This window comes from Shewanella sp. SM87 (genome assembly GCF_025653705.1).
GTDB lineage: Bacteria > Pseudomonadota > Gammaproteobacteria > Enterobacterales > Shewanellaceae > Shewanella > Shewanella oncorhynchi.
On record NZ_JAKKSC010000008.1, the window covers coordinates 29,351 to 55,605 of the forward strand.

Consider the following 26,255-nt stretch of genomic DNA (forward strand, 5'->3'; position numbering starts at 1 on the left):
GAAAAAAATGATATTCAGTAATTATATTAAAATTATTTCCAATTTTTAATTTGAAAAATAATTAAAGCAATAACTTCACATTATATATTTTTATCTGTGACACAACATTTGACATCATAGCAGAATAAAAACCCTAATTGAGGTACTTTGACCTCAGCAGCTTAGACCATAGCAAACTGCTGGTTAACATTTTTATAGCATATCGGGTTTATTGCTCACTGCAGTATTATTGTAATATAAAATCATCTTTATTGTCATATTGATACTTTAGCCTTAGTCACGAAATTTAATCCATCGTACTAGCCGGAGTAATATATGAGTAAGGCCACCTTTGATCCTACACTTTATAATAAAAGTAATAACAAGCCATTTAACCAAGTGTTGGATAAACATTTATCTCGCCGTAACTTCGTAAAAAGTGGTTTAGGCCTCAGTGCTATGACAGCTTTTGCCAGTGTAGGCTTAACTGCTTGCGGATCAGATGACGCCCCTGTTACAAAACCTGTTGATCCAGTGACACCTTTGCCACCGACAAAAAGTACCGCCAAGCTAAACTTTACGTCAGTTGCGGGTTCTCGTTTAGATGCCGTCGTTGTGCCAGAAGGCTATACAGCGCAGGTACTTGCACCATGGGGCACACCATTAAATGCAAAAGCAGCACCATGGAAAAGTGATGGTAGTAACACTGCCGATGACCAAGCGAACTCAGTCGGTATGCACCACGATGGCATGCATTTCTTTCCATTAAATGATACGGGTAATGACGGTTTACTTTGCATTAACCATGAATATATTGATGAAGTTGCATTACATCCTGCAGGACAAACTTTTGATCCTACTTCAGGTTTACGCACTATTATCGATGAGGTACGTAAAGAAATCAACGCCCATGGCGTATCGGTTGTACGTATAAAACTGGTTAATAATCAATGGGAAGTGGTTAGCAATGATAACCATAACCGCCGATTCACCGGTGCGACTGTAATGGATATTAGCGGTCCTCTCGCCTACTCTTCTCTACTCGAAACCCGCTATTCTCCCGACGGTAGTCAGGCTCGCGGTACATTAAATAACTGCGGCAATGGTTACACGCCTTGGGGCACTTATTTAACCTGTGAAGAAAACTGGCCAGGCTATTTCGCAAACCGTGGTACGTTAACTGCCGAGCAAAATCGCATTGGGATCAGCAAAACCAGCACACGTTATGGCTGGGATGATCTTGCAGGTCATGATGAGGAACGTCTCGATGAATTCGCACGTTTTGATGTCACCCCAAAAGGTGCAAGTGCTCAAGATGACTATCGTAATGAAGCGAATGGTCACGGTTATATTGTTGAAATTGACCCTTTCAATCCAACATCACGCGCAGTAAAGCGTACCGCGCTTGGTCGTTTCCGCCATGAAGGATGTACCTTTGGCAAGTTAACCGAAGGTAAGCCAGTAGTATTCTATTCTGGCCACGATTCACAATTCGAATACCTCTATAAATTTGTCTCGGCCGCGGCATGGGATGCAAAAGATGCTGACAGCAGCAATCGCATACAAACTGGCGATAAGTATATGAACGAAGGTACTTTATATGCAGCTAAGTTTAATGCAAATGGTGGTGGTGTTTGGTTGCCTTTAACCTTAGATAGCCAGACTACGGACGGAAAAACCCTAGGCAATACTTTCGCTAGCTTAGCCGAGATTATTTTGAACACCGCGGGCGCAGCGGATCTTGTTGGTGCAACACCTATGGATCGCCCTGAATGGTGTGCTGTCGATCCTTTCACAGGTTCAATTTATTTGACCCTGACCAACAACTCAAAACGAACTGAAACCAATCCAGCGAACCCAAGATTGAAAAACCACTTTGGCCATATTATTCGTTGGGATGAAAGTGACAAAGATACTGAATTTACATGGGATATCTTCGTATTCGGATCACCAAGTGATGGTAACGCAGAGACAAACTTATCAGGCTTAACAGATCTTAACCAATTTGCCAGCCCAGACGGTTTGGCCTTCGATCAACGCGGTATTTTGTGGGTTCAAACCGACAATGGAGCCAAGGAGGTCGCAGAAGAAACCAACGATCAGATGCTAGCGATAGTGCCTTCAACGCTTGTTGATGGCCAAGAGAAACAGCTCGGCGTAACGGCTGATAACCAAATGGAATTAAAGCGTTTCTTTGTTGGACCAAACGACTGTGAGGTTACGGGTTTTGCTATTAGCCCTGATTACACTTCTGTTTTTGCTAACATTCAGCATCCCGGTAATTGGCCTTATTCGTCCAATGCCTCTGAAAAAACGCCTGCGGGCACCACATTACGCCCTCGCGCCGCTACGGTCGTTATCCGTAAGTTAGATGGTAAAGAAGTCGCGGTATAAACAATTATGCTTGTGCGAGGTATCTTCTTAAATATGAAGTTCCTATAAGTTAATTGCTACACATAAAAAATCCCCTCACTGTAGGGGATTTTTTATTTAAGAAGATAGTTAACTAGCCTTTTTCAAAATAGATTAAATCCAACATCTATTAACTCTTACTACGACTTGCTTGTTCAAAGGCCAGTTCAAAAGCATCGGTAAAATCTGTAATTGGCAGAAGGTCCTCACGGCAACGGCGATTGCGGCCAAGTAAGGAAGATTCAACAAACAAATCAAACCAAGTACTTAAGGCTTTGCCATTAGCCGCTTCGCCAATCGCTCCTAAAGCCAATGATGCCACCTCGGCGGTGCCAAGTTGAAAATCATGACTACCTTTACGCAATGCATAGGTCGCGAGCGTGTCTGGATCGAAGGAAAGCAACGGCAGTGAGTGTAAGTAAGGACTCTTACGGAACATTTTAATCGCTTCACGCCAACTGCCATCAAGCAGAACAAGTAGCGGCCGTTTGCCTTCGGCCAATGTCGACATCGGCACTTGGTTCAGTACGGTTTGCCCTTGCTCTGCATACTGGGCAGGAAACACTAAATAGGGTTGATATTGCGGCGAATTCAGCAAAGCAAGCAACTCAGCTTCAGGTTCTGTACGTGACCAAATATAGGCGTGGGTATCAGGAATAAGATCCGCGATGAGTCGTCCGCTATTAGTCGGCTTTAACACCTCATCGTTATACATAATCAGCAGAAAACTGGCGTGAGTATCTAACTGACGGCGTAGCGTACAGGTACAGAACTGCTCACCTAAGAGGCATAATGGACAGCGGATCAGTTTTTTACCGCGGGCACCAAAGGGTTTAGTCGAAATAGACTTACGGTACTGATATAAATGGTGCACTGCATGGGGGGCTAAAGCCATAAAAACCAATTCTCTATCAAACTTATTAAGGATCGCGACCACATCATTTAGCACTTTTTTGTCGCGGTGGCGCAGTTTATCCCTTGGCCATCAATGGTGCAATCGCGTAATACATTATCGTGATAAAAGGCCGGTGTCAGTGGTTGATGGTTTCATCTGCAGCCTAACGTCAGCGAGATAATTTTAGAGCACCGAGCAATTATCTCTTAAAAAAGCTGTAATGTATTAATCTGTGTTACCACTTAGTATGCAATAGCGTGCAACACTAAACCGACCAAATTAACGTTTAACTTACTTATTGGGGGAGTATTTAAGCTAAATATCAGTAATGACTTAACTTAGTGTGGAATTGCCCTAATATCATGCGAAAATCTACTCTACAAATACAGTCTCAATGAAAGGTCAATTATGCACCCAAAAGCCCCGTTCGCTTTAATGCCGTTATTAAACGGCATCCTCATCTCTGCGGCCCTATTCTCTCATGCCACTGCCGCCAAAACACTTAATACCAAAGAAATACAGACTCTTGTAGATTCGGCGGTGAAACCTTTGATGGCTGAGTACGCTATTCCCGGCGCAGTGATTGGCGTCACCATAGAGGGTAAACAGTATTTTTACCAATATGGCGTCAGTTCTAAAACCTCTGGGCAAAGTGTGACTGAAGATACCCTGTTCGAGATTGGCTCTATCAGTAAAACCTTTACCGCAACACTGGCTAACTATGCACAGGGCGAAGGTAAATTAACACTCACGGATATGGCCAGTGATTATGTTTCAGCATTAAAAGGCAGCCATTTTGATAAGATTAGTCTCATCAATTTAACCACCCACACAGCGGGTGATTTGCCGATGCAAGTTCCTGATAAGGTCACTAATAACGCAGAGTTAATGGATTACCTTAAGCATTGGCAACCGTCATTTGCCGCGGGGACCCACAGAAATTACGCCAATCCGAGTATTGGGCTGCTCGGTATGATTGCCGCGCAGAGTTTAGGGAAAACTTTTCCACAAGCCCTTGAGCAAACACTATTTCCACAATTGGGTATGACAAGCAGCTACATTAACGTTCCGAGCAGTAAAATGGCCGATTATGCCCAAGGCTATGATAAGCAAGACATGCCAGTGCGAGTCAATCCCGGTGTATTAGCCGATGAAGCCTATGGCGTTAAAACCTCTGCCAAGGATTTACTGCAATTTGTTGAGGCCAATATGCAAATGCACCCGCTTGCCAAACCACTGCAAACGGCACTCGATGAGACCCACACGGGATACTTTGATGTGGGCATGATGACCCAAGATATGATTTGGGAGCATTACTCATATCCTATTGATCTTGATAAAATACTTATGGGCCATACTCAGGAAGTCGTGTTTGGCAGTACACCCGTTAAACCCATAGTGCCGCCCCTCGCGCCGCAGCAAAATGTGTGGATCAATAAAACAGGTTCTACTGGCGGTTTTGCCGCTTATGCAGCATTTATTCCCGCGCAAAAGCTTGGCATAGTATTGTTAAGCAATAAAAATTATCCCGTACCGCCTCGGGTGACTGTGGGGTATCAGATTTTAACGGGCATAGAGAAATTACAAAAATAGCATCTTGCTAGTCGCGACTATTAAAGGAGATAAGGAGATAGGCCGATTCGCAATCTCCTTTCTTATTTGTTCCTTTTAGCGTGATTTTTTTAGGGTGGCTTGTATTAAGCACCTTATCCACTTACTTACCTCCAATCTCTTAATAGCCAATATTTTTAAGCAAACTCCCATGTAAGAAAATAGGCAGTGAAGGGTTAATCTGAGTATTAATTCATTTGCAACTCATCGACCTAGTTAACAGACAAATAACCTATCGTAAGTTTAGCTTTACAGCTTAAAATCAGGATAAAAACTTATGCATCGCATTAAAAATTATTTCGTTAAATCAATGTGATTGACACTTGAAGTTACGCTTTTAGGGAGTAAGATGCGCGCAAATACCTTAAGTGACCTTTTTCGGAAATATCATGTCAGGCACGCCACATTCTCCTATTCATCACGATGTCGCTCCAGCGGCGAGTCAGTCTAGCCTACTGTTAATGATTGTCTTTATGGTCGCCTGTGGCCAAATGGCGCAGACGATTTTTGTACCTGCCCTTCCACAAATCGCACTCGGGCTCCATGTGGACGCCAGCCAACTACAAGCCGTGATGGCCTGTTACTTACTCTCCTACGGGATGTTTCAATTTGTGTATGGCCCAGTGTCAGATCGCGTTGGCCGCAAAATGCCACTCGTCGTGGGTATCGCAATTTTCGTTCTAGGCGCTGTATTCGCGGCGAAGGCCACAAGCTTTAACCAACTAATTATGGCAAGCCTTATCCAAGGATTAGGCACAGCCAGCGCAGGCGCATTATGCCGTAGCATTCCCCGCGATCACTACTTTGGTGACCGACTGGTAAAATTTAATAGCTATGTCTCTATGGCTGTAGTGTTTTTACCTTTGCTTGCACCATTTATCGGCAGCGCCACTGCGGCCTATTTTGGCTGGCAAGCCGTATACTGGGTATTAGCGGGATTCGGTGTCGCGGTCTGGCTGTTGTTAATATTCCTCTTTAAAGAGTCTTTACCCAAGACGCAACGGGAACATCAAGCCGTTTTCAAATCCTATAAGCATGTCCTACGCCATAGAGCGTTTCGCGCTTATTTATTTTCATTGATCGCCACCTTTGCCGGTATTGCGGCGTTTGAAGCCATTGCTGGTGTACTCTATGGCCAATATCTCGGACTGACACCTTTTATGGTCAGTTGCTATTTTGTTGCGCCAATTCCTGGCTACTTACTGGGGGCACTCATCGCGGGCCGACAGAATAAGCCACAAAGAGTTGTTTACCAAGGTGTTGCGTTACTCGGTGCTGGCGCATTATTTATGTTGATCCCAGGTCTTTTTAATTTAGTGGTTGGCTGGAGTTTACTTATTGGATCGATTTTATTCTTCAGTGGCGCAGGCATGCTGTTCCCTACCCTAACATCTGCTGCGTTAGAGCCATTTCCACGTCAGGCGGGGATTGCGGGCGCATTACTGGGGGGATTACAAAATTTTGGCGCCGGACTTGCCGCATTAACTATGTCTTTAGTGCCTATGGGCGGCCAGTTGAGCATAGGTTTATTAAGTGCTGTGATGGTGGTTTTAGTGATCCTGTCTCTGTATTACGCCAAAGATCAAAATGATACTCACCAGAATTTAATGCCACAGATTTAATGGATATGATTTGAAACTACAATTCTTGGTTTAAGCTAAATCTATTACCATCAGTCAATAAAAAGCCCACATTGTTGTGGGCTTTTTAAATCGATAAGACACTGTAATAAATCAAAAATATCGATTAATTTATTGCTTCTATAGCTTTAATCGTTACAGAATGCGACGCAGTAAAAAATCAGCTTTAAGGCGACGAATTCTAGTCATGATCTTCTTCACTGGCGCAGGATAGCTCTGTAAGGTGTCCACTTGGCTGTAGTGATATAACCGCTGTGTGTGTTCCAGAATATGTGCCTGCTCGGCTTCAAACTGGGCTTTCCAGCAGCCAATTTCATCTTGGATCAACAAACCATTCTCAAGATCCAGCGCCCAAGCTCTTGGATTCAAGTTCGAGCCTGTGATCAAATGCTTATTACCGTCGGCACTGATGCCCTTGAGGTGATAACTGTTGATACCATGTTTCCACAAATGGATATTCAGCTGACCATTATCAATCGCCCACTGTTGGCGTTTAGCGAACTTACGCAATGATTGCTCATACATATAGGGCAAGGCACCTATGGTTGAGAAATCCTGCTCTGGCGGAATATAAAAATCGTTAGCCGTCTTGTCGCCCACAACGATATCGATGCGTTTGCCATTGCGTAAATGCTTAGCTAAAGCGCGCACTAAAATGTACGGCGGATTAAAATAGGGCGTGCAAATAAACAGCGAGTCTTTTGACTCTTCCACCAAGGCGACAACCACTTTATTGAGCAAGTTTTTCTTACGTCCTAGCCCAAGTAACGGCGTGATGCGATTGCCATCACGGGTCTCCTTAAACTGATACTCAGCATCAGACAGTCTCAGCTTAAAGCTACGCATATCCGTCTTTGGTGGTAGCACTTCTTGCTCGGCATCTTGCGTTAATGAACACACAGCTGGATCAGAAATGATATTTTTCTGGATCATCGCGCGCATACTGCGCGCTAATTCGGCAGACTCAATCAAGTGATAACGATCGAAACGGTACTTATCGTGTTGTTGCAAATAGATATTATTGAGACTGGCACCGCTATAAATCACGGCATCATCGATAATAAATCCCTTAAGATGCAACACACCCATAAATTCACGGGATTTGACGGGTACACCTAAGATATCTATGGGATGTTCGGCTTCAGCCATAACTCTACGGTACATCAAATAGTTGCCGCTATCACCTTTATGGCCAATCAAGCCACGTCTCGCACGGTGAAAATCGACTAACACTTTGATATCAAGCGTTGGATTTGCCGCTTTGGCATCCATGAGGGCTTGTAATATCTCACGACCCGCTTCGTCATCTTCTAAATACAGCGCCGCAATATAAATACTGTGCTTGGCGCTCGCAATACGAGCGAGTAATTCTGCCTTGAAACGGCATGGCGTGAGCAACCACGTTAAAGCCTCGGGTTGAACGGCTATTCCACCAAGCTTATCTAGCAAGGCATCCTCCTTTAAACATGCTGACCACCCCGATAGGAAGCACTAGGGTTCAGTGATAAAAACATCACAGCAATATGTGTTAACTCTGGATAGGCCTCTGTCACTGCCAACCTGATCGTTTGTTCTACTTTAAGATGTATATCAGGGTCCTTAGGGAACCAGAGTAACTCAACTTGGACAAAGCGTTGATCAATTTTTCCATTTCTAAAACTGATGCTTGGGATCCAATCTAATGTGAAACTCTCTGCATTACCTTTACATATATCCGCCAATGACTGCAGTAATGTTTGGCTGAACGCTGCAACGACCGCTTGTGGTAAGCCGCGCATACTAATATGTGGCATGGTTTAGTTGTTACCTAAGAACCTAAAATCGTAAGGGGTAGAAATTACCGACTTCACCTCGTCTCGGCAAGACTTTTCTCCCAAAAGTCTTGTTAAACCTAACGGTTTTGCTGGTAATTTGACCTCACGCGATTTTATTCCACTTCAGTGCACCGATTTACCTAAAAATCTTCTTCATTTATCCTTGCTTGAAATCGCATTTTACGGCGGATATTTTCGGCATTATTTGCCCGTCCACACAATATGTTGCCCCTAAATAGGGTGATTCTTAACGCTACAAATCAGTCCAAATTTCACTAAACTGCACCCAAAATGTCTGCCAAATCACAAAATAATCTTCAAACCCATTTCATTCACCCCGAATCCAGTGATTTAGCGTAAACTAAACCGCCTATTTGCGATTAGACCACACGATACAAGATTAAGACTATGAACAAAAAAATTCTGCTGACGTTAGCACTGACATTGCTGTTTGCTTGGGGTATTTTCCATTTTAAAACCCAGTTAGGGTTACTCATCCTGCCGTTGTTTATTGGGCTGGTATTGTTTGTTACCCTACGTTTATATCGCTTGATGGAAAAGGATGACGGCAGCAGTGAGGATTAACCGCACACAATACCAACCTAATCTTAATGATGTTTTGATAAAAATGGCCAATAGCTAACATGGAAAAGTTACTGAAAACCACTCTATATGCCTGCCTGCTCCTAGCCGCAAGTCATAATATGGCCTATGCAGAGCAACATGATTCTAGGCCGATAAGTGCTCAAACCACTTCGCTTAGCCAAGCAATCAGTAAGATCAGCCCTCGACATTCACAAATCGCCTTACTGGCAATGGATATGTCGAACAATCAAGTGATCTATAGCCAACAAGCTGAGACCTTGTTTATTCCAGCCAGTACCCAAAAGCTGCTCACGGCAGTCAGTGCTATGGCTCAGCTTGGGCCTGATTTTCGTTATGTCACACAATTATGGACAGATGCACCGATACGCAAGGGCCATATCGCAGGCAGTGCTTATCTGCGTTTTAGTGGCGATCCCACGCTGACTCAAGCCGATCTCAAGGCCATTTTTGCCAATCTCGTAAAACAAGGCATTAATCGCATTGATGGACATCTGTATTTACTCGGCGATAAACAAGAGCAAATGCAAGCTCCGGGTTGGGTTTGGGATGATTTGGGCATTTGTTTTGCCGCGCCAGTGTCGAGTTATATTATCAATCAGAACTGCGTCTATGGTCAGTTTAGCCCAAGCTCTACCAGCAAACCTTCACAGGTAAGTCTGCGTGCAGGAAGTTATGGAGTTAAAATCAGCAGCGATGCGGTGTTTGACCAAAAGGCGAGCCGCGAATTTTGCCAACTTGATATGGTCAGATTAGGTCAAAATAACTACCATTTACGCGGCTGTTACCCTGGCGGTGAGGCGATACCACTGGCAATTGCAATCAGCGATCCGTTCAAATTTGCCCAAGATAACCTCACCTCTCTACTTAAAGGCGAGATGTCTCTTGCGGGTAAAGTACAACTCGGCACTAGCTTCCCCCAAAAGGCAAAACTAATTGCCAGCCATAGCTCGGCGCCCTTACCTGAGCTGCTCGAGACTATGTTGCTCAAGTCAGATAATTTGATTGCCGATAGCCTTTTTAAGCAACTTGGTAAAAGTTATTTTAAGACCCAAGGCAGCTTTACCAATGGTGCCGCTGCCATGCAGCGAATTTTAACGAATTTAGGCATAGATTTGAGTAACGCCAATATTGTGGATGGTTCAGGATTGTCACGCTATAACTTGCTCAATGCCAAGCAGTTAGCCGCGGTGTTGGCGCTAATCCACCAAGATAGCCGCTTTAGTCCGTTAATCACGAGTCTGCCACAGGCGGGGATCAGCGGCACCTTAAGATATCGCATGGGCTACAATAAACCGCCGCTTAAACAGCAAATTTTTGCTAAAACAGGCTCGATGCAAGGCGTGTCTAACTTAGCGGGCTTTATCCGTTTGCCCCAGCATAACGATACCTTGTTTGTAATCCTTGAGAATGGCATGAGTCCTGAATTGAAAAATCAGCATAACCCCTCATTCAATGCCGAGTTTCTTAAACAATTGATTTCAGTACTACAACCGTCATCATCAACCACTGCGACTGTGAATACTGCGGCTCACTAGAGTCATTAATTAACTGCTACAGAGTAAAAAAACTTGCACAAAAAAGCACTGAGTCATCAGTGCTTTTTCAGTTTTTATCTAAACGAATATATTGAAGCCTTGTTAAAACAACTCCGCAGGCATCGCCATAGTCGTCGCATCACCAGCTCTGACTTGAGCGATATGGTAATCCGCTTTTGGCAATAACTTATCAAAATAGAACTTAGACAAATAGACTTTCTGCTCGGCGAAAGCTTTATCTTCATGATCCGCAACCTTATCAACCATAGCCAACCAGTAGAAACCATACAGGGTGTAACCAAAGGCATCTAAAAAGTCGACCGCACACGCATTAATAAGTGCAGGCTGAGCCACTTTGCGATCATTAACTGACTCGGCGACTATAACTAATGCATCTAAACGTGCGCATACTGCCGCCACTTTCACCGCATCAACATGGGTGAATGCCCGCATTTGTGCCTTCAAGTCTGCCACAAATTCGTTTAATGCGGCTAAGTTATCGCCAGTGACTTTACGACCTAGGAAATCAATGGCTTGAATGCCATTGGTACCTTCATAAATCTGAGCGATACGGGTATCACGGACTAATTGCTCAATACCTGTTTCACGAATATAACCATGTCCACCAAAGACTTGTTGCGCCATGATAGTCGCATCTAGACCCCGATCGGTTAAAAATGCTTTCGCCACTGGCGTTAATAAACCCACATAACGCGCCGCTTTAGCCTTAACCTCATCTTGGGCATATTTTGCTAAATCCAGCTGTTGTCCTGTAAACACAGACAAAGCACGGCCCGCTTCTGTCATCGCACGAATGGTCAACAACATACGGCGCACATCGCCATGGACAATAATGGGATCAGAATCACTGCCCGTCGGTGAGCCGCCAGCGGCGATGCCTTGATTACGCTCTTTAGCATAATCGGCCGCCATCTGGTACGCCGCCTGCGCACTGCCAAGCCCTTGAATACCTATCGCTAAACGCTCATAGTTCATCATAGTGAACATGCATACGAGGCCACGATTAGGCTCACCAATCAAGAAGCCTTGGGCATTATCAAAGTTCATCACACAGGTCGCAGAACCTTTAAGGCCCATCTTATGCTCGATAGACCCCACTGATACACCATTGGCATTGGCTAAGCTGCCATCGGTATTTACCGATATTTTAGGTACAAGGAAGAGTGAAATCCCTTTGCTATCCGGCAGCTTAGCAAGCACTAAGTGGATGACGTTTTCAGTTAAATCATGATCGCCACCCGTGATAAAAATCTTGCTGCCCGTGATGGCATAACTACCATCATCCTGCGGTAAAGCTCGAGTGCGGATATTACGTAGATCAGAACCCGCTTGCGGCTCTGTCATATCCATAGCACCCGCCCATTCGCCGGAATATAACTTAGGCAAATAAGCTTGTTTCAATTCTTCGCTGCCGTGGGCATTGATACATAAAGCTGCCCCCGCAGTTAACGAGCCATAAAGCGTAAACGCATTACAAGCACTGTAAGCCATTTCGTCGACTAAGATCCCCAGCATCTTCGGCATCCCCATACCACCAAATTCAGGATCGCCACACAAACCAATCCAACCGCCCTGGGAATACTGCTCATAAACGGCTTTGTAGCCATCAGGGGTAATCACTTGATTGTCTTGATGCAACACGCCCTGCTCATCGCCCGTCCGGTTCAGCGGATGGATCAATTCACAACTTATCTTGGCTGCTTCTTCCAAAATGGCATTAGCCGTGTCGATATCGACCATTTCTGCAATCTCAGGCAATTGTGCCCAAGTGTTTGGAGCATCAAATACCTGTTCCAGTAGGAAACGCATATCCGTCAACGGGGCTTGGTAAGGATTCATTGGTAGACTCTTAAACGTAGGATTAAAACAGTTGTTTTAATTTATACCAGTTCACTGTAGAAAACAATCTCATTACAAATACAGCCGCGAATAATATAAAAGTATGCGAGTGTGTGAGCTAAGTATAAATTCAACTCATAAAAAAACCCTTAAGCCTGAACTTAAGGGTCTCTATTTTATAAGCTTTACCACAGTGTTGTCGCAGCGTTAGCTCACAAGCTTGTGGCAATTACCACATTAAATCATCAGGAATTGCGTAATCTGCATAGGGATCATCTTCAACGACCACAGCTTTAGATTCATCCTGTTGCCACAGATAACCACACCACTGCGGCACCAGCAATTTGACTCGTTCGGCCAACTTATGTGGTACTAAGTAACTCTTATCTTCGTAACGTACTATGCCTAACTGCCCTTTAAGCAATTCTGCCTGCAGTTTTTCATCTATGTATAAAGAATAGATTTTATTATCAAGAGTATAGTTAAATTTCACTTCAGCATAAGCTGGGATCTTTATCGCAGACTTAGTGAACTCAGTGATTAAACCGCGCACCTGTCCACGCTCAGATGCCTCTGCAAAACGTTGCTCATTTAGCGCTTTATCTTTTTGCGCCTGCAACCGTTTTTGCTCTGCCACTTCTTGCTTAAAAGCACTTGAGCCATCATCAACTCGAGATTTTTTATCTCGGCGTTTTTGAGTCTTAACGTCGCGAACCTTTTGTTTACTGGCAAGCCCTGCTTTGAGTAGCTGCTCTTGTAATGCATTAGCCATGGATCATTACCTACTTAATTTCTATAAAATCAAAGTTCTCGATTTTGAATATCAATAATCTAAAACCAAACTACATTTTTGCGGCCAGTTCGCCAAGCTCTGTCATCGCTATACTGGCGCCACCAAGTGACCAACCGCCATCAACCGGCAGCACAACTCCCGTAATATAGGAAGCTAATTCAGAGCCTAAGAATAGTGCGGCATTGGCGATATCCTGACCTGCGCCGTTGCGTTTTAGCGGAACGGATTGGGCAACCTTTTGCTGTAATGCGGCGCTGGGGGCAAGGCGATTAAAACCTTCAGTATTGGCGATGGGGCCAGGCATAATCGAATTAATTCTCAGCCCTTCACAGCCCCACTCTAACGCTAAAGTTCGCGTTAGCATATCCACACCCGCTTTAGCCGCACACACATGTACTTGCATTGGCATAGCGATCGAAGCCTGCGGCGCCGAAATCTGGATAATATTGCCATTGGGGCGACGCAGCAAAGGATAAGCATGCTTTAGCACTTGAAAACTGCCGAGCAAATCAATGTCCATCACCGACTTAAAACCATTGGCCGAAAGTTTTGCGGCGCTGGCGGGGAAATTCCCCGCCGCGCCGCTTACCAGCACATCGATAAAACCAAACTCAGAAGCGATTTTATCAAAACCAACGTCAAGGGCGCTAAGATCGCGCACATCAAAACTCACACCCAAATGAATACCGTCAGGATTGGCCTGTTGCAGCTGCAATACCGCGGCATCGATTTTATCTTGACTGCGGCTTGCAACGGCCACATTTGCGCCAGCCTGTGCGAACGCAATGGCAATCGCGAGATTTATCCCACTGGTTCCTCCGACAACGACAACATTCTTACCTTGATAGTTAAACATCGTAGCATTAAACATGGGCGTTCTCCGTGAACAGTGAGATAAGCACTCAGGGTGTGATTCATTATTCTATGCTGTCATTCAAGATACTATTTCAACTTTTATCAATCATATCAAGGATACCAACAAGCGATTCCAAGCCTTTTTTATTTAAACGACGGTCAAACGACTTTCAAACCGCGCTTTAGACGGCTAGTGTGGCATCTATGCCAATGATTGGTGAATCGCTTGCAATGCTGCTAACGGGTCGGCAGCTTTGGTGATTGGGCGGCCAATCACTAAGTAATCAGAACCCGCTGCTATCGCTTGAGGTGGCGTCATCACGCGGTGTTGATCGCCAGCATCACTGCCAACTGGGCGGATCCCCGGCGTCACGAGTTTGAAATCCTGACCTAACAGTGATTTCAAGGCTGTCGCTTCTTGGGCGGAACACACCACGCCATCGAGTCCCGCTTGTTGCGTGAGCTTCGCCAAACGTTGCACATGCTCAAACGCAGGCACATTGATGCCGAGTAATTTAAGATCGTCATCACTCATCGAGGTTAATACCGTAACCGCGATCAGCATAGGCGCTTTATCGCCGTAGGGCAGTAAGGCTTTTTTAGCCGCTTCCATCATGGCTAAGCCACCGCTGGCATGTACGTTCGTCATCCATACGCCAAGCTCTGCAGCAGCGGCCACGGCTTTGGCGACAGTATTGGGAATATCGTGAAATTTCAAATCAAGGAATAAATCAAAACCACGATCATGGATATCTTTCACCAGTTGCGGGCCAAACAAGGTAAACATTTCTTTGCCGACTTTAAGGCGGCACATGTTGGGATCGAGTTTTTCTATCAGTTGTAAAGCATGGTTTTTATTATCGTAATCAAGCGCTACGAGGATAGGTTTAGTCGTCATCATCTCTCCAACAGGGTTACACAAACTGTGTATTCTTCTAATAGATTATTCGCCGTCTAGGCCTCGGATCCGTTTAATGCTGCCCCAGTTTTTACAGGAAGGACAATGCCAGTAAAGCGCATGGGAAGGAAAACCACACTCCTTACAACGGTAACTCGGACGGAATTTAATTTGTTGTTCAACGAGCTGCTCTAGCATAGTTAAACTTTGCTTGGCTTGCCCTTCTTCGGCTTGGCGCAAATGCATCTGCATCAAGTGTTGAAAACCTTTCATGGTCGGATGGCGATATAACGCATCGAGCACCATGGTCTCTGCCGCTTTAATCTCATCAAGACTTATCATGTGCTGCGCTAAGGCGACCACCACAGAAGCACCGGCGCCATCGGCCATTGCGCCCGCGAGTAATTCTTGAAAACCTTCTTTATCTTGCGTGTCGCGATAAACTTGTTTGGCCGTTGGAATCGCATCGGCAAAAAGCTCGATATCGGCTTTTTTCAGTTGCAGCAGCATTTGCTTACACTGGGCATAATCTTGAATATCGAGGAATTTTTTCGCTAGGGTCAATAATGCACGACCGCATTGGGGATCTTGCTTCAGCGCTTGCTGTAGCAGTTTAATTTTCTGCGCGTCATCACTGGCTTCATCGGCTAACTGGCAATAGAAATGCGCCGTTAACGGCTTTAAAACTTGCTGACGTTTACGACTCAAACGCTTAGTGATATCAATGGCTTTTTGCCACTCTTTAATCACCTGATAAATAGCAATAAGCTGTGTTTCAGACTCTTCACTGTGATCGTCTTGGCTGACCAAGTTGATAAAGATTTCTTCAGCTCTGTCGTAAAAACCTGCTGCTAGATAATCTTTACCCAGCTCCATCATAGCGATGTCACGCTGCTCATTAGTTAATGTAGGCCGCGCGATTAAATTTTGATGGATACGAATAGAGCGGTCGACCTCGCCTCGCTTACGGAACAGCGAACCGAGTGACAGATGGGTATCTATGGTTTCATCGTCAACATCTAACATACTGATAAACAAATCGACGGCTTTATCCGATTCGTTCGACAGTAAGAAATTGAGGCCAGTAAAATAATCCCGGCTCAATTGTTTACGTTGATTACTTTGATTCTGCCTTATGCTCCGTCGCCCCATATACCAGCCATAGGCGGCAGCAATGGGAAGCAACAGAAAGAGGATCTCAAGCATATTAGGCGTCTACATCCTGAGGGATTTTAGCGATCACTTGATTTAGTTTCTTTTTAGTTGCCGCTAAACTTAATTTCAAGCGAACAATATAGTAGCTAGCAAATAACCAACTCAAAATAAAACCAGCAAAAAAGACAATCGCTAACACAACAGGTAAACGATATTCACCCTGTGCGACAAAATAGCTGATAGTCACCACTTGTTCGTTGCGCGCGCCAAAAATCAACGCCAAAATAAATAACAGTGCCACAAGCACAGTTGCTACAAATGATTTCACGCTGCACTCCCTAAACGCGTTTCAATTTAATGATTATCCAAGAAATTTACTAAGCTGACCAGCATTGCCTTGCAATCGATACAAAAAAGCCTCCTAACGGAGGCTTTTTACTATGCGGTCAATCACACATTAACGGCGTCAACACGCTCGCGCAGTTCTTTGCCTGGCTTAAAGTGCGGGACGTATTTACCTTCCAAATCGACTGATGAACCAGTCTTTGGATTACGGCCAGTCCGCGGTGCACGATAGTGAAGCGAGAAACTACCAAAGCCACGGATCTCAATACGATCACCGCTTTCTAATGTTGTTGCCATTTGCTCCAACATTTCTTTGATTGCGCCTTCAACCTCTTTCGCCGACAGCTGCGACTGCCTGGTGGCGAGTTTTTCGATAAGTTCAGATTTCGTCATCCTAGCTATCCCCTATTATCAAGCCAAACACAGTCGCCTAATGGGGAGAGATGTCTCCCCAAACAACAGGCGATTATTTACGAGCTGCTTTAAACGCTTCAGCCATTGCATTGCTAATAACAGCGTCATCTTGTTTGTTCAGAGTCGCCATTACTTCTTTCTCTTCAGCTTCGTCTTTCGCTTTGATTGACAGGCTGATAGAGCGGTTCTTACGGTCAACACCCATGAACTTAGCTTCGATTGCATCACCTACATTATAGACAGTAGATGCATCTTCGATACGCTCACGTGAAATGTCAGCTACACGGATGTAACCTTCAACAGTGTCAGCCAGTTCAACAGTCACACCTTTAGCATCAACAGCAGAAACAGTACCGTTTACGATAGTACCTTTCTTCTTGTCAGCCAAGTATGCGTTGAATGGATCATCTTCAGTTTGCTTAACACCTAAGCTGATGCGCTCACGCTCTGGATCTACAGACAGAACCACTGCATGGATTTCATCGCCTTTCTTGTATTCAGAAACTGCGTCTTCGCCAGTACCGTTCCAAGAAATGTCAGACAGGTGAACTAGACCATCGATACCGCCGTCAAGACCGATAAAGATACCGAAGTCAGTGATTGACTTGATCTTACCAGAAACCTTGTCGCCTTTGTTGTAACGAGTTGCGAAGTCATCCCATGGATTGGTCTTACATTGTTTCAGACCTAGAGAAATACGACGACGCTCTTCATCGATGTCCAGAACCAGAACTTCAACTTCATCACCTAAGTTAACTACTTTAGATGGGTGAATGTTCTTGTTAGTCCAATCCATTTCAGAAACGTGAACCAGACCTTCAACGCCTTCTTCGATTTCTACGAAGCAACCGTAGTCAGTTAGGTTAGTAACGCGACCAGTTAAACGTGTGTTTTCTGGGTAGCGTTTGCTGATTTCTAACCATGGATCTTCGCCAAGTTGTTTCAGACCTAAAGACACACGAGTGCGCTCACGATCGTACTTCAGTACTTTAACGTTGATTTCATCGCCAACATTGACGATTTCTGATGGATGTTTAACACGTTTCCACGCCATATCTGTGATATGTAGCAGACCGTCAACACCACCTAAATCTACGAATGCACCGTAGTCAGTCAGGTTCTTAACGATACCCTTAACTGCTTGACCTTCTTGCAGGTTTTCTAACAGTGCATCACGCTCAGCGCTGCTTTCTGATTCGATAACTGCACGACGAGAAACAACAACGTTGTTACGCTTCTGGTCTAGCTTGATAACTTTGAATTCTAATTCTTTGTACTCTAAGTGAGCGGTGTCGCGAACTGGGCGCACGTCAACTAGAGAACCTGGTAAGAAGGCACGGATACCGTTTAATTCAACAGTGAAACCGCCTTTAACTTTACCATTGATGATACCGATTACAGTTTCAGCATCTTCATAAGCTTTTTCCAGAACGATCCAAGCTTCATGACGTTTCGCTTTTTCGCGAGACAGTTGAGTCTCACCGAAGCCGTCTTCAACAGAGTCAAGAGCTACGTCAACTTCATCGCCAACTTGAATTTCTAAAACGCCTTGAGCGTTTTTGAATTGTTCAGCTGGGATTGGGCTTTCAGACTTCAGACCCGCGTCAACCAGTACCATACCGTTTTTGATTGATACAACAGTACCACGAACGATAGAGCCTGGACGGAATTCCAGAGTTTGAAGGGATTGTTCAAATAGATCAGCAAAAGATTCAGTCATGTTTAGGTTACTTTCTTTATTAAACCACTGTCCGTCCTAGACGTGGAGTCAGTCAAATTATCCGTATCATCCTTAATACGAATACCTATCCGGTGGACTAACTTAGTTAGTGCCGGATAATTTTTGGTTGATAAAGTTAAGCGCAAGCGCTAGCACTTCATCAATACCCTTACCGCTAGTATCGATAATGAGCGCGTCCTCGGCGGGGACTAAAGGAGCCACCGGACGATTCATATCGCGGTCATCACGTTCGATAATTTCACTTAAAAGGCGCTCGATATTAACATCGAAGCCCTTGTCCTGCAACTGATTATAGCGTCTTTGGGCACGCTCTTCAGCTGAGGCGGTTAAATATAATTTTGCCGGCGCACTTGGGAAAACGACTGTTCCCATGTCACGACCATCGGCAATTAATCCTGGCGCCGTTTTAAAGGCCCGTTGGCGACGTAATAAGGCTTCTCTCACCCGTGGAAAGGCAGCGACTTTTGAAGCGGCATTCGAGCACTCTTGGGTGCGAATGTCGTTGGTGACGTCTTCACCTTCCAATATCACTTGAACCGGATCTTTATCATTGCCTGTTAGAAACTTCACATCCAGATGTGCCGCTAACAACGTGATAGACTCTTCATTTTCCAGTTCAACGTTATGATGAATTGCTGCAAGCGCAAGAACTCGGTAAATGGCACCACTATCAAGTAGTTGCCAACCTAGATGCTGAGCCAATAATTGACTAATTGTACCTTTGCCAGCACCACTTGGGCCGTCGATTGTGACTACAGGAGCCCGTTCAGACATACATTCCTCCGCAAAAAATAACCATCATCCGTGAGTTCATCAAGTGAGCCCCCGAAAATGAGCGCGCCGCATTGTACAACAAAAGACAAACAAAATCCGTTGATTTTTTATGAAGATTAGCAGCCGCACAAATACGGCTTGCTATTCTTGACATTGATGGTTGTAACAATGACGAAACAAACAGACTTAGCCTTGCAGGCTCGCAAACTGCTTAAAATAGTCAGGGAATGTTTTAGAAGTACAGTCAGGATCATTGATGGTGATACCGCAATCGGCAAATGCCAGCATAGAAAAGCACATGGCCATGCGGTGATCATTGTAGGTATCAATTTCAGCGGTGTTAATCACAGCAGGCGGAGTGATTTTAATGTAGTCATTCCCCTCTTCAACCTCGGCGCCCACTTTTCGCAGTTCAGTTGCCATAGCCGCTAACCGGTCGGTTTCTTTAATACGCCAGTTATAGATATTGCGAATAACCGTCGTGCCTTTAGCAAATAAGGCTGCGGTTGCAATGGTCATGGCCGCATCGGGAATGTGGTTCATGTCTAAGTCGACGGCCGTTAATTGGGAGCCACGGGCAATAATATAGTCATCGCCCCACTCGATATCTGCGCCCATTTTTTCGAGCACATCGGCAAATTTTACATCGCCTTGAATACTCAAACGGCCCACACCCGTGACTTTGACTTCGCCGCCCTTAATCGCCCCTGCCGCGAGGAAATACGATGCCGATGACGCATCGCCTTCTACCAGTACTTTACCCGGTGATATATAACGCTGGCCTGCAACAATCTCAAAACGCGCGTAGTCATGGTTAATGACTTTAACGCCGAACTGCGCCATCAAGGCGATAGTAATATCGATATAAGGCTTAGAGACTAACTCACCTTTGACATGGATATTGACGCTGCCCTTAGCAAGCGGCGCCACCATCAACAAAGCCGTTAAAAACTGGCTCGATAAATCGCCTGCAATTTCAACATCACCGCCATTAAGGCCAGTGGCATTAATCGTCAGTGGCGGGAAACCGTCATTTTTAAGATAAACAATATTGGCACCGAGTTGCCTTAAGGCATCGACTAAATCGCCAATCGGACGCTCTTCCATACGTGGTTCGCCCGTGAGGGTAAATTCACCTTGGCCTAAGGTTAAGGCGGCGCATAAGGGGCGCATTGCGGTACCCGCATTACCTAAAAATAATTCCTGCGCAGATTCAGAGGAAATCACACCGCCTAAGCCATCGAGTTCACACACAGTATTGTTTTGCGATAAACGGTAGTTCACCCCTAACTGCTTGAGGGAGGCCAACATGTGGCGGATATCATCTGAGTCGAGCAGATTGGTGAGCGTGGTCGTGCCTTGGGCTAAGGTGGCCAATAATAAGGCACGATTTGAAATACTTTTTGAGCCCGGAATATTAATTTCACCGCGGACTTGCACAACAGGTTCAAGACGTAATTGCTTCATGAATAAATCTTCTTTCTCTATAGGGCGTCATCATCACGATCACGCGGACTGAATACGCAAAATGGCAACTTCACGCTACAGCGCGTCAAGTTAAGATTACAAATAAAAGGAGATTGGGGCCTTGTTGGTGCTTCGTCGTTATAAAATTACCGATTGCCGCTAAGGATTCAACCGTTTTTTCAAGAAAAATGGCATTTTGGTCAGATTATTTGCTGAGATCAGTGTAAAAATAACAAAAACGCAAAATTTAAGCGGTTAATTTATGATTTAACCGTATTTTTGGCAGGCTTTTTTGCCAAGATAACTGGCGTGTAATCACAGTTTTCACTTTAATTACTTTACCTTTCCGCGCTATTCTAGCCTCCAAACGATAAATAACGCATATCTGATACGAACAATCACGTTTGCACTATAACCAGAAAGGTAGATGGAGCTATGTTTAACTCACTCATCGCAATGCCAGCGGACCCCATCCTTGGCTTGTTAACTCAGTACCGCGAAGACTCTCACCCACAAAAAGTGGATTTAGGTGTGGGCGTTTATAAAGATCCTACCGGCGTTACCCCTATTCTAAGCTGCGTGAAAAAAGCGGAAAAATTCCGTCTCGATACCGAAACCACCAAAGTATATATCGGCCCAACAGGCTCACCACAATTCAACACCTTGATGACGGAATTAGCCTTTGGTGCTGGCCACAGTGCCATTATCGCTAACCGTATCCGCACCGTTTCAACACCCGGTGGTACAGGCGCGCTGCGCGTGGCGGGTGACTTTATCAAACGCTGCAACCCGAATGCGGTGTTATGGGTAAGCGACCCAACTTGGGCAAACCATGTCGGTTTATTCGAAGCGGCTGGCATTACCGTTAAAACCTATCCTTATTATGACTACGATAGCAAGTCATTGAAATTTGATGAGATGCTTGCTGCATTATCGCAAGTCAGCCCTGATGATGTGGTGTTATTCCACGCCTGTTGCCATAACCCGAGCGGAATGGATTTAACTACAGAACAATGGGATAAAGTGGTTGCCCTGACAAAAGAGCAAGGCTTTACCCCACTGATTGACATGGCATACCAAGGCTTTGGTGATGGCGTTGATATCGATGCCTACGGCGTGCGTCAAATGGCGGCAGCGGTCGATAATATGATCCTTTGCAGCTCATGCTCGAAAAACTTCGGTTTGTACCGCGAGCGTATCGGTTCCTGCTCTGTGATTGCCAAAGATGCCCATACCGCCAATGTCGCGCAATCTGTGCTGCTTTATGTGGTTCGCTGTCTCTACTCTATGCCGCCTGCCCACGGCGCCGCGATTGTTGAGACAATTTTAGGATCGGCAGAATTAACCCAAGAATGGCTTGATGAGCTGAAAGTGATGCGCGATCGCATCAACGGCAACCGCGCCATTTTAGTAGATAAACTTAAAGCCAATGGCGTAAACCGTGACTTTAGCTTTATCGCCCGCCAAAAAGGTATGTTCTCTTTCCTTGGGGTGGCTCCAGAGCAAGTGGCGCGCCTACAAAAAGAATTCAGCATCTATATGGTAGGTTCAAGCCGCATCAGTATTGCTGGGATCAGTGAAGATAACGTCGATTACTTAGCCCAATCAATTGCTAAAGTGCTCTAAGCGCCGCTGAGTTTATCTGCACCGCTCACTCTGCTGTATTCCCGCAATAAAGGAATACAGCAGAGTTCATTTACCGCCTCAAGTGTTAAATTTTTCAATCATCCCACCCGATAAGTTTTGACAGTTTATTATCCTCTGTTGCATATCCCCGAATATGACAAGCAAGGTCACGTCTCACTGTTCAAGCATTTATTTTTAATCGTAAAACCACATTCTAGTGATTTTGACATCGCGGCTTTATCGCAATAAGCCACAAATTGTGAACTCGGTCGGCGGATTTCCATTTCATTAATCAGGACTGCGGCTATTTTCACTTTTTAAAGCCAACGCCACTGAGTAGATTAGTGGTCATCATAGAACTTGTGGATGTTCAGCCATGTTATTACAAGATAAATTAGTGCAAATCGTCACCAACCCGCTGCTTTCACCCAAGCAAAAATCCAACTATTTAGCATTAGAAGCGGAAGCCAGTTTGCCCTATATGTCGATATCGCCCGAGGTAAAAGCGGCGATGAATGACGGTATTATTTGCGACATGTTTGAAGGCCATGCGCCGTTTAAACCACGCTATGTGTTGCCAGATTATGCCCGCTACCTTCAACAAGGCTCTGAATACTTAGAGTTATCAGCGGCAAAAAACTTGGACGAAGCCATCAATGCCTTAACGATTCTGTATCATCACGTGCCATCGGTGACCAATATCCCCGTGTATTTAGGTCAGCTGGATGACATTTTGATGCCTTTCGTTGAAGGAATGGATGCGGAAGTCCTTTATCGTAAACTTAAACTGTTCTGGATCATGCTCGACAGAACCCTGCCCGATGCCTTTATGCACGTGAATATTGGTCCTACAGATAACATCGTTTGCCGCACCCTACTGCGCATTGATGCAGAGTTAAAACAAGTTGCCCCCAATTTGACCTTTATGTACGACCCCGCCGTCACACCGGATGAATTGTTGTTGCTTGCGACCACCAATATTTGTCAGTGCAGTAAGCCGCATATCGCGAATTACCCTCTGCATGCCAGTGCGTTTGATGAGCGCGGTTTTGGTATTGTCAGTTGCTACAACGCGTTGCCGTTAGCGGGCGGCGCCAATACCTTAGTTCGACTTAATCTTAAAGAAGTTGCGTTAAAGGCAAATTCTATAAACGATTTTTTTGATACTGTATTGCCAAATTACTGCTCACTCACCTTCGAGCTCATTGACGCGCGCTCGGCATTTTTGCATCAAGAATCACACTTCTTTGACAGCTTTTTAGTTAAAGAGCAATTGATTGATGAATCGCGCTTTGCACCCATGTTTGGTATTTACGGCATGGCAGAAGCCGTGAATATTCTGCAGGCATTAACGGCCAGTGGAAAAGTTAAGTCAGCTAAACACGCTAGATATGGTCATGAAACGGATGCAAATCAGCTGGGCTATCGTATTTCTGCTGCGCTCGATGCCATAGTGAAATCCACACCCGTCACACATGGTTACCATGGGCGGGCACTACTGCATTCACAGGGCGGTATTAGTATCGACAATGATGTGACTCCTGGCGTTCGCATCCCCTATGGCACTGAACCGAATCCCATCGCCCATATTCAAGCCCTAGCGCAACATCATCAGTATTATACGGCGGGGATTAGCGATATTTTGACCATAGATGAAACCGTGAAATCCAATCCTCAAGCTATGTTCCAATTGTGTAAAGCCGCGCTTGAGTTAGGTTTTAGGGAGTTTACCGCCAATGTCGCCTCTAACGATTTAATGCGCGTGACTGGCTATATGGTAAAACGCTCAGATATTGAAGCGTTTAAACAGTGCGGCTCACGTCTCAATACCACAGGTTTAGCCGCAGAAGCGGCAGTTAATACGGGAATACAGCAACGACAAGCACGCGTTATCGCCCATGAGCACTCACCCCTGTGTTGTTAAATGAACCGGCCATAAATAAACAGGCAATAGTCAGTCAGCTATTGCCCTTTTCATGCGTCGACGGGCCTGGCAGCAGGCTCGTATTATTCCTGCAGGGCTGCAACTATCAATGCAAAAACTGCCATAACCCACATACCATAGGCTTATGTGATGCTTGTGGCGATTGTGTCACCACCTGCCCTGAAAATGCGCTGACATTGATGAGTCTCAGTAATAAGCCTCACATTCGTTGGGATAAGGATTGCTGTAGCCAATGCGATACTTGTCTTGCCGTATGCCCAAAACAAGCGAGCCCCAAGGTCAGTCGTTACACCGTTGAGGAGATACTGACGATTCTCCATAGTCAGCGTCACTTTATTAATGGTATTACCGTGAGCGGCGGCGAAGCGAGTCTGCAACTGCCATTTATTCTTGCGTTGTTTAAAGGAATTAAGGCGACAGAGTCGTTATCACACTTAACTTGCATGCTCGACACCAATGGCAGTTTGAGCCTAACGGGATGGCATAAACTGCTGCCGTTTTTAGATGGAGCTATGGTGGATCTTAAAGCGTGGCAACAGGATACCCATAGGTATATTACCGGTCGTGATAACCATGCCGTGTTCAAATCAATCCAGTTATTGGCTAAACAGCAAAAACTGTATGAGGTGAGATTGCTGCACATTCCGAGCATCACGGATTATGAGGAAGAAATAGACGCACTAGCGATTTATTTACTTCTGCTAGGCCCAGATACGCGAGTTAAGTTAAATGCCTTTCACCATCATGGTGTTGTCGATGAAGCACTCAATTGGCCAAGCTGTAAACAAGCCAATATTGAACGCTTAGCCGCAACCCTTACAAAGCGAGGCGTAACCAATCTCGTGTTACCTTCCATATACCTTTAACGACTGCAAAGCAAAATTTGCTCATAAAGCCAGCGCAGCGCGGGATCTTTCATGCTTTGACTATGCCAAACTAGGCTGTAAGCCACTTTGCCATATTCTATGGGTAAAGATTTAATCGTTAAGCCTTGAGCTTGGCTGGCGATGGATGCCCAGCGGCGCGAGCAGGTAAAGAGCAACTCACTGTGATGGCACATTAACGCCGCACTGCCAAAGTCTGGGACCGAAATGGGAACGGCCCGTTTTTTAGATTGCTGGGCGAGCAAAATATCAAAAAAAGGCGTGCTCAGATCTGTGTCTGTAATGCCAATATGGCTAAAACTTAGGTAATCATCAAAGCTGATATGCGGCTGTTTAGCCAAGGGATGGGATGAATTCATCAGGCAGACCATTTCATCGCTGAATAAGGTTTCCCACACCAGATCGTCTTGAAGAGGATTAGGTTGACTCAGATCATGGGGTAACAGCACAAAGTCTAATGTACCTTTAAGCAATCCATCAAAACCAATATTGTCTTTGCTGTAAATATCGAGGCGGATATTAGGAGCCAAGCTCAGAATATGGGCACTGAGCTTGGCGGCCAGCAGCTCAAAGGTACTTTCGCGCATCGCCAGCGAGAAACGCCCCTCAAAATGAGCAGGGTTAAACGCATCCTGACTCATGATCTGATTCATATCATTGATCATCTGTTGCACGCTTGGCCCTAATCGTCTTGCCAATGGGGTTGCTACCAGTGAGTTGCCGTTACGATAGAACAGTTCATCGTTTAAACTGTCCCTGAGCTGGCTTAAGGTTTTACTGACGGATGAGGGGCTTAAACATAAACGTTCGGCGCTGGCGGTTACACTCAGGGTATCGAGCATCACATGCAAAGTGATCAAATGCTTCATACTAATCCGCGAAAGCTTGGCCAAATCCATCTGTAACATCCTATTGATTTATCGTGTATACACATCTAAAGATACGTTCTTTTAATTATGATAAACAATAACATACAACTAACACAGCATCTTACTCAGTAATGCGC

General features: G+C 45.1%; 21 protein-coding genes and 1 pseudogene. 8 read left to right on the top strand and 14 right to left on the bottom strand.

Annotated elements, in window-relative coordinates; all coding sequences use genetic code 11:
- Nucleotides 1–315 precede the first annotated feature (315 nt).
- The gene (locus L5M11_RS08210) at nt 316–2,373 is read left to right on the top strand and encodes a PhoX family protein (protein ID WP_263186416.1); all 2,058 of its coding nucleotides are present in this window, start codon (nt 316–318) and stop codon (nt 2,371–2,373) included.
- A gap of 148 nt (nt 2,374–2,521) precedes the next feature.
- On the opposite strand, the gene L5M11_RS08215 is transcribed toward L5M11_RS08210, so the two are convergent.
- Nucleotides 2,522–3,286: a tRNA-uridine aminocarboxypropyltransferase gene (locus L5M11_RS08215; protein WP_263186414.1), complete on the bottom strand. Its 765-nt coding sequence runs from the start codon at nt 3,284–3,286 to the stop codon at nt 2,522–2,524.
- 435 nt (nt 3,287–3,721) lie between these two features.
- Here L5M11_RS08215 and ampC point away from each other — a divergent pair, with 435 nt between their 5' ends.
- Entirely contained in the window at nt 3,722–4,879 is a 1,158-nt protein-coding gene (ampC, locus tag L5M11_RS08220; protein ID WP_411569096.1) for a class C beta-lactamase, read from the top strand.
- Nucleotides 4,880–5,286: 407 nt separating this feature from the next.
- Nucleotides 5,287–6,519, top strand: a complete 1,233-nt coding sequence (gene emrD / locus L5M11_RS08225) for a multidrug efflux MFS transporter EmrD (protein ID WP_263186411.1) — start codon at nt 5,287–5,289, stop codon at nt 6,517–6,519.
- Between the two features lie 153 nt (nt 6,520–6,672).
- On the opposite strand, the gene pssA is transcribed toward emrD, so the two are convergent.
- A complete protein-coding gene (pssA, locus tag L5M11_RS08230) occupies nt 6,673–7,986 on the bottom strand; it encodes a CDP-diacylglycerol--serine O-phosphatidyltransferase (protein WP_028759883.1) in 1,314 nt (437 codons plus the stop codon).
- Between the two features lie 11 nt (nt 7,987–7,997).
- Nucleotides 7,998–8,330, bottom strand: coding sequence for a DUF1904 domain-containing protein (locus L5M11_RS08235; protein WP_028759882.1), 333 nt, complete (start codon nt 8,328–8,330; stop codon nt 7,998–8,000).
- A 429-nt stretch (nt 8,331–8,759) separates the two neighbouring features.
- On the opposite strand from L5M11_RS08235, the gene L5M11_RS08240 reads away from it, so the two are divergent.
- A complete protein-coding gene (locus tag L5M11_RS08240) occupies nt 8,760–8,936 on the top strand; it encodes a hypothetical protein (protein ID WP_006081710.1) in 177 nt (58 codons plus the stop codon).
- Between the two features lie 59 nt (nt 8,937–8,995).
- Complete coding sequence (gene dacB, locus L5M11_RS08245; RefSeq protein WP_263191841.1) at nt 8,996–10,492, top strand: D-alanyl-D-alanine carboxypeptidase/D-alanyl-D-alanine-endopeptidase; 1,497 nt, start codon at nt 8,996–8,998, stop codon at nt 10,490–10,492.
- A 102-nt stretch (nt 10,493–10,594) separates the two neighbouring features.
- Here dacB and L5M11_RS08250 read toward each other — a convergent pair whose 3' ends face one another.
- The 10 genes and pseudogenes from L5M11_RS08250 to aroA all read right to left on the bottom strand — a co-directional run bounded on the left by L5M11_RS08250 (nt 10,595) and on the right by aroA (nt 20,794).
- Complete coding sequence (locus L5M11_RS08250; RefSeq protein WP_168827074.1) at nt 10,595–12,352, bottom strand: acyl-CoA dehydrogenase family protein; 1,758 nt, start codon at nt 12,350–12,352, stop codon at nt 10,595–10,597.
- Between the two features lie 229 nt (nt 12,353–12,581).
- Nucleotides 12,582–13,124: a DUF2058 domain-containing protein gene (locus tag L5M11_RS08255; RefSeq protein ID WP_028759879.1), complete on the bottom strand. Its 543-nt coding sequence runs from the start codon at nt 13,122–13,124 to the stop codon at nt 12,582–12,584.
- Nucleotides 13,125–13,194: 70 nt separating this feature from the next.
- Entirely contained in the window at nt 13,195–14,016 is an 822-nt protein-coding gene (locus tag L5M11_RS08260) for an SDR family oxidoreductase (protein ID WP_131524058.1), read from the bottom strand.
- Nucleotides 14,017–14,202: 186 nt separating this feature from the next.
- A complete protein-coding gene (gene pyrF / locus L5M11_RS08265) occupies nt 14,203–14,898 on the bottom strand; it encodes an orotidine-5'-phosphate decarboxylase (protein ID WP_011846776.1) in 696 nt (231 codons plus the stop codon).
- 45 nt (nt 14,899–14,943) lie between these two features.
- Nucleotides 14,944–16,104 carry a lipopolysaccharide assembly protein LapB gene (lapB, locus tag L5M11_RS08270; protein ID WP_113940394.1) on the bottom strand — a complete coding sequence of 387 codons (1,161 nt, stop codon included), beginning with the start codon at nt 16,102–16,104 and terminating at the stop codon, nt 14,944–14,946.
- A 1-nt stretch (nt 16,105) separates the two neighbouring features.
- The gene (locus tag L5M11_RS08275; protein ID WP_028759876.1) at nt 16,106–16,381 is read right to left on the bottom strand and encodes a LapA family protein; all 276 of its coding nucleotides are present in this window, start codon (nt 16,379–16,381) and stop codon (nt 16,106–16,108) included.
- Between the two features lie 122 nt (nt 16,382–16,503).
- Entirely contained in the window at nt 16,504–16,791 is a 288-nt protein-coding gene (gene ihfB, locus L5M11_RS08280; protein WP_006081718.1) for an integration host factor subunit beta, read from the bottom strand.
- Between the two features lie 73 nt (nt 16,792–16,864).
- Nucleotides 16,865–18,535 (bottom strand): annotated as a pseudogene (rpsA, locus tag L5M11_RS08285) (30S ribosomal protein S1); the annotation flags it as partial.
- A 99-nt stretch (nt 18,536–18,634) separates the two neighbouring features.
- A complete protein-coding gene (cmk, locus tag L5M11_RS08290) occupies nt 18,635–19,327 on the bottom strand; it encodes a (d)CMP kinase (protein ID WP_168827070.1) in 693 nt (230 codons plus the stop codon).
- Between the two features lie 186 nt (nt 19,328–19,513).
- The gene (gene aroA / locus L5M11_RS08295) at nt 19,514–20,794 is read right to left on the bottom strand and encodes a 3-phosphoshikimate 1-carboxyvinyltransferase (RefSeq protein WP_263181373.1); all 1,281 of its coding nucleotides are present in this window, start codon (nt 20,792–20,794) and stop codon (nt 19,514–19,516) included.
- Nucleotides 20,795–21,229: 435 nt separating this feature from the next.
- On the opposite strand from aroA, the gene L5M11_RS08300 reads away from it, so the two are divergent.
- The 3 genes from L5M11_RS08300 (at nt 21,230) to L5M11_RS08310 (ending at nt 25,231) form a co-directional block, all read left to right on the top strand.
- Nucleotides 21,230–22,420 carry an amino acid aminotransferase gene (locus tag L5M11_RS08300; protein ID WP_263181372.1) on the top strand — a complete coding sequence of 397 codons (1,191 nt, stop codon included), beginning with the start codon at nt 21,230–21,232 and terminating at the stop codon, nt 22,418–22,420.
- A gap of 376 nt (nt 22,421–22,796) precedes the next feature.
- Nucleotides 22,797–24,344 (top strand): YjjI family glycine radical enzyme, encoded by a 1,548-nt coding sequence (locus tag L5M11_RS08305; RefSeq protein WP_263191843.1) that lies wholly within the window; start codon nt 22,797–22,799, stop codon nt 24,342–24,344.
- A 26-nt stretch (nt 24,345–24,370) separates the two neighbouring features.
- A complete protein-coding gene (locus tag L5M11_RS08310) occupies nt 24,371–25,231 on the top strand; it encodes a YjjW family glycine radical enzyme activase (RefSeq protein ID WP_263191900.1) in 861 nt (286 codons plus the stop codon).
- Here the strand turns inward: L5M11_RS08310 and L5M11_RS08315 are convergent.
- On the bottom strand, nt 25,228–26,148 hold the full coding sequence (locus L5M11_RS08315) for a LysR family transcriptional regulator (protein ID WP_263167341.1): 921 nt from the start codon (nt 26,146–26,148) through the stop codon (nt 25,228–25,230). The two genes, L5M11_RS08310 and L5M11_RS08315, sit on opposite strands and share 4 nt — an antisense overlap.
- Nucleotides 26,149–26,255: the final 107 nt, after the last annotated feature.